This is a genomic window from Okeania sp., assembly GCF_983059655.1.
Genome location: NZ_CEZPJD010000043.1, coordinates 1 through 5,029 on the forward strand (window position 1 = coordinate 1; position 5,029 = coordinate 5,029).

Sequence of the window (5,029 nt, forward strand, 5' to 3'; positions counted from 1 at the left end):
AGTATTTTTCTGCATCCAAGTCTGAATCATTTGCTCTATTTCTGGAGATTTTAAATGTAAATCTCGCTGAGGAAAAGGAACTTCTATTCCATATTTTCTTAGACTTGCTTCAATACGATAATTTAGTTCGCTCTTCAGCTTACTTTTGTGCTGAGGTTCTTTAATGTGAACAAGCAAATCAAAGTTTAGAGAACTATCACCAAATTCTTGAAACCATAATTGTGGTGATGGATGTAATAATACCTCTGGATGACTTTTAGCTACTGCTAAAATAGCTTTTCTAACTAACTTAATTTCAGAACCATAAGCAACTCCTATGGGAACTTTTATCCGAGAACGCGGGTTGTTGTGACTCCAGTTTAAAACTTCATTTTCTAGAAAACGAGAGTTAGGAACAATTAAAGAAGTGTCATCTAAAGTAGTAATATAAGTGCTGCGTAAACCAATCCGTTTAACAATACCTTCTAAGTTTCCAACTTGAATAAAATCACCAACTTGAATAGGTCGCTCAAAAATTATAATAATGCCACTCATGAAATTGTTAGCAATATTCTGTAGACCAAAACCTATACCTACACCAAGGACACTAGCAATAATTGCTAAAGAACTAACATCTACACCCCATAATTGCAGAATAATAAGTAGACCTAAGAAAATCAAGCCATACTGAACTAAGAAACTAACTGTATCTTGAACGCTCTGCTCTGCTCCTGTTAATCCAATAATTTTAGTTCTGAAGATTTTAATAAAAGCTCCGACTCCTTTCCACATTATAATGCTTAATCCTACTAAAAACATTATGTCTAAAATGGAAAAACCTTTGCTACCTAGAGTAAAAATAGGAGAAGTAAAACTCTCTATTAAAATGTTTAATACTTGATTACGATAGTCGCGAATTAATGGTATTAAATCAGTTATATAGAAGACAACTACTATCCAGACTATGACTCTAACAGCAATTCCTGTTAATGGCAAAATTGTAGGTAAATAGTTGACAAATTGAGGATATCTTTCCTCAAAGAAATTACTGATTTTGAATTCAAAAAACCGATAAGATAGCTCTAGAGCTAAACCAGCTAAAATTAGAATAATACTGATGATTAATACTTTAAAAATATAACGTGGCTGACGTTCTGTTTGAGCTAATTCTAAAGCTTCTTCAATTTTATATTTCCAGATTACTGCTTGCTCTTCTATCTTCATTCTTCCTTTGACATCTATTGCAGTTACTGTCAGAAGATAGTTACTATTAACACGCAGAATTGTTTCTTGATTTTGCTGGTCTATGTCTACTTCTATAGATTCACCTGAGTTTAAGATATCTTTTAATTTTGAACTGATTATTTCAGCCCGTTTAGCAGCCGTCAAATTTGTATTATCATTACCTGCTACTTGAAATAAGTCTTGACCATTAAGTTCTACTGGAGCTGTTTTGAAATTATTATTAATAGAAGTAGATTGCCCCCAAGCTGGTACTATGAAAAATAATAAAGGTAGCAAACAAGCAATTATTAATATTTGAATAATTTGTCTTTGAGCTGTTTTTCTCCTGGGTGAAAAAATCAAAGGATTATTTGTTGCTAGAGAGCGATATGTTTGTTCACCTCTTGCTAATTTTCTCAACTTTAGCCACAAATACTCATACCACATAGCTACCCTTGAAAACCTCAATGAACGTTTAATTATCGACAATTTACTGTGGAAAATGTTACGTACTAGATTTGTTGACTTATTGGTACTTTACTATTACTGCTAAACCCTCTATTCCTACATAAATTTTATCTAACTTTTTAATAATTCATCGACTAAATTTGCTAATCTTTTAGCACTATCATTTACTGCTAATTTTTCCGAACCATGACTCATTTCTTCCAGTTTCTCTGGTGAATTTAATAACTCCAAAACTACTGTTTTAAGTTTGTCTGAAGTTAATTCTGTTTGATTAAAAACTCTTGCAGCTTCCTGATTTGCAAATACATTAGCATTATAAACTTGATGATTATCAGCAGCATAAGGATAAGGAATTAAAATAGAAGGTGTATGAGTAACTGCTAACTCTGTTAAAGTACCTGCCCCTGCCCTACTAATTACTAAATTTGCCCGTTGAAATAAACCAGCCATATTATTATAAAATGTCATGGGAAAATATTGGGGATGTTCTACACTAAAAGCATCTCGGTCATTTTCCCCAGTTTGGTGAATAATCCAAGCACCAGCATCAACCCATGCAGGAACACATTCTCTCACTAATTGGTTAACCGAAACTGCACCTTGGGAACCCCCAACAACTGCAATTACAGGGACATTATCTGGAATAGGTATATCTAACACTTGGGGAGATAAAAATTGCTCTCTAACAGGAGTACCTACATAAACCGTCTTGCCATTAGGTAGGTATTTTGCCCCTTCCTCAAAACCCACTGCCATTACATCACATAAACGACTAAACCAGCGTGTGACTTTCCCAGGTAAAACATTAGACTCATGGATAATAACTGGTAAACCCAGAGAACGAGCAGCAATAATGGCCGGAGCAGCAATATAACCGCCTGTGGTAAACAATCCTTGAAAGTTTCCCTGCTTAAGTATATGTCTTACCTTTAGAATAGAGCCAATAAGTCCACTCAAAATTTTTAAAGTTCCCAGGCCAAATTTCTGTTGAAAACCTTCAACTGATATAGTATGGAGAGAATACTCAGATGGGACTAACTTAGTTTCTAGACGATCGGGTACTCCTAGCCATTCGATCTGATAATCCTTTAATTGGTCAGCCGTAGCGATCGCTGGAAATAAATGTCCGCCAGTGCCACTAGCTGCGATTAACAATTTAGTTGGTGTATTGGTCAAGGTTTTTTCTCCCTAGTATAACAATTAAATAAGTTAAAAATCTCAAATCAAAAAGCCATAGTAATAAAAATTGATAGTTTGTGTATTGTAATTTATCTAACTCTCAGTTTTACAGAAGGTCTAAATATTTCATAATCAGTCCTTAAAGCAGTAACATTCGGCAATAATCAAGGCTATGGCCATATAATTTAGGTTCTGACAACCAACAAATCTTTAACTAACAACTTTTATAAGTTAAAAATGATTATTTCTCAAATCTTATGTCGTTCCCAAAGTAAATTTTTGATTCAATTTCAGAAATTATCAATAACATTATTAAGTTCTTTATTAATGAGTTTAACTGTTTCTTCTGGAATAGTTTTATTTCCTAAATTGACTTTAGCTCAAGAGCAAACTAAAACCCCTGATGAACTGACCGATATTTTGAAAAAAATCGATCGAGCTGCTAGTCGTCAAGACTTAGATGATGTAATGGATTTCTATAGTAATGATTTTACTAACTCTGATGGTTTAAATCGGGAAAGTTTGGCAGAAGCTTTATCTAAATTCTGGCAACTTTATCAATCAGTTGAATATCGTACTGAAGTAAAATCCTGGGAAATAGATGGTAATGTAATTGTGGCTGAAACTGTTACTTACATTACTGGTATTCAAGAAATGAACGGTAGAAATATATTATTAAAGTCTACGATTACTTCTCAACAACGTTATGAAGATCAAAAAATTGTTGAACAAGAAATTTTAGCCGAGCGTAATCAACTTATATCAGGCAAAAATCCACCTACTATTAATATCAATTTACCAGCAGAAGTAGAAGTAGGTGAAAAGTATAATTTTGATGTGATTGTTGCAGAACCTTTGGGCGAACAAATTATGTTAGGAGCTGCTTGGGAAGAACCAATTAATGAAAATTCTTATAATTTTGAATCTGCTAAATTTAAATTAGAATTATTGCCTTCTGGGGGAATTTTTAAAGTTGGTGAGGCTACAGAAAATTCTCAGGATAAATGGTTATCAACAGTATTGATGCGGAAAGGAGGTATTACTATTAATACCCATCGTTTAAGAGTTTTGGATAAGTGATGATGTAAGCAAACAGCCGTCAGCAATCAGCAATCAGCTATTGGTTTTAGCTTAAGATAAAAGCTTTATTAATTGTCTTACTACAAAAGTTTAGTTCCTTGCGCTTAAAGTCAGTTGTTAATTTAAAAACTGTCCTTAAGGAGACATTCTTGTTGCTGATAGCTGATAGCTAAAAGCTGATAGCTAGTTAAATAAACTGGTAAATCTATAGAATAGTAAATATGATTTCTGTTGAGAATAAAATAGTATTAATTACAGGTGCTAGTAGTGGTATTGGAGAGTCTTGTGCAAATGTATTTGCTCAAGCAGGTGCAAATCTAATTTTGGCTGCTCGTCGCCAAGAAAAACTAGAAAAACTAACTGATGAATTAACTAAAAAATTCCAGTGTAAAATTTATTTATTAAAGCTAGATGTACGCGATCGCCTAGTAGTAGAATCAGCAATAAATTCTTTGCCTGAACCTTGGAAAAATATTGATATTTTGATTAATAATGCTGGTTTAAGTCGTGGTTTAGATAAACTCCATGTTGGGGACTTCAATGATTGGGAAGAAATGATTGATACTAACGTTAAAGGATTACTATATATGACTCGCTATGTAGTGCCAGGAATGGTTAATCGTAGTCAAGGCCATGTAGTTAATATTGGTTCTATTGCTGGTCGTGGTGCTTATCCTGGAGGTAATGTTTATTGTGCTTCTAAGGCTGCTGTTAGAGCAATTTCAGAGGGGTTAAAACAAGATTTGTTAGGAACTCCCGTTCGAGTAACTGAAATTCAACCAGGTTTAGTAGAGACAGAATTTAGTGATGTTCGATTCCATGGGGACACAGAAAAAGCTAAGAATGTTTACAAAGACTTGACACCATTAACTGGAGATGATATAGCAGATTTAGTATTTTTCTGCGTTACGCGATCGCCCCATGTTAATATCAGCGAACTATTAGTAGTACCCACAGACCAGGCTAATGCAACGATGGTTCATCGACATCATTGACATACTCCCTCGTTAACCGCTACGTAGTATAATGGAAGATTATTAAATTCACACAGGACTTACGTATAAACGCTATTGGTAGGGTGTGTTAGCGCTAGCGTAAC

Annotated in this window: 4 protein-coding genes; 2 read left to right on the top strand and 2 right to left on the bottom strand. The window is 34.1% G+C overall.

The window, feature by feature from the left end; genetic code table 11:
- Together AC3DU7_RS04745 and murG are read right to left on the bottom strand one after the other, a co-directional pair.
- Nucleotides 1–1,650: mechanosensitive ion channel family protein (locus AC3DU7_RS04745; protein ID WP_488038207.1), on the bottom strand; the 1,650-nt coding region annotated here is incomplete at its 3' end.
- A gap of 132 nt (nucleotides 1,651–1,782) precedes the next feature.
- On the bottom strand, nucleotides 1,783–2,847 hold the full coding sequence (gene murG / locus AC3DU7_RS04750) for an undecaprenyldiphospho-muramoylpentapeptide beta-N-acetylglucosaminyltransferase (RefSeq protein ID WP_488038208.1): 1,065 nt from the start codon (nucleotides 2,845–2,847) through the stop codon (nucleotides 1,783–1,785).
- Nucleotides 2,848–3,087: 240 nt separating this feature from the next.
- Between murG and AC3DU7_RS04755 the strand changes: the two genes are divergently transcribed.
- A complete protein-coding gene (locus tag AC3DU7_RS04755) occupies nucleotides 3,088–3,930 on the top strand; it encodes a nuclear transport factor 2 family protein (protein WP_488038209.1) in 843 nt (280 codons plus the stop codon).
- 221 nt (nucleotides 3,931–4,151) lie between these two features.
- Nucleotides 4,152–4,925 (top strand): SDR family oxidoreductase, encoded by a 774-nt coding sequence (locus tag AC3DU7_RS04760; RefSeq protein ID WP_488038210.1) that lies wholly within the window; start codon nucleotides 4,152–4,154, stop codon nucleotides 4,923–4,925.
- Nucleotides 4,926–5,029 lie beyond the last annotated feature (104 nt).

Bases quoted from the DNA above. Each gene is read 5' to 3' on its own strand.
- AC3DU7_RS04755 (WP_488038209.1), top strand. From the start codon at position 3,088: ATGATTATTTCTCAAATCTTATGTCGTTCCCAAAGTAAATTTTTGATT.
- AC3DU7_RS04760 (WP_488038210.1), top strand. From the start codon at position 4,152: ATGATTTCTGTTGAGAATAAAATAGTATTAATTACAGGTGCTAGTAGT.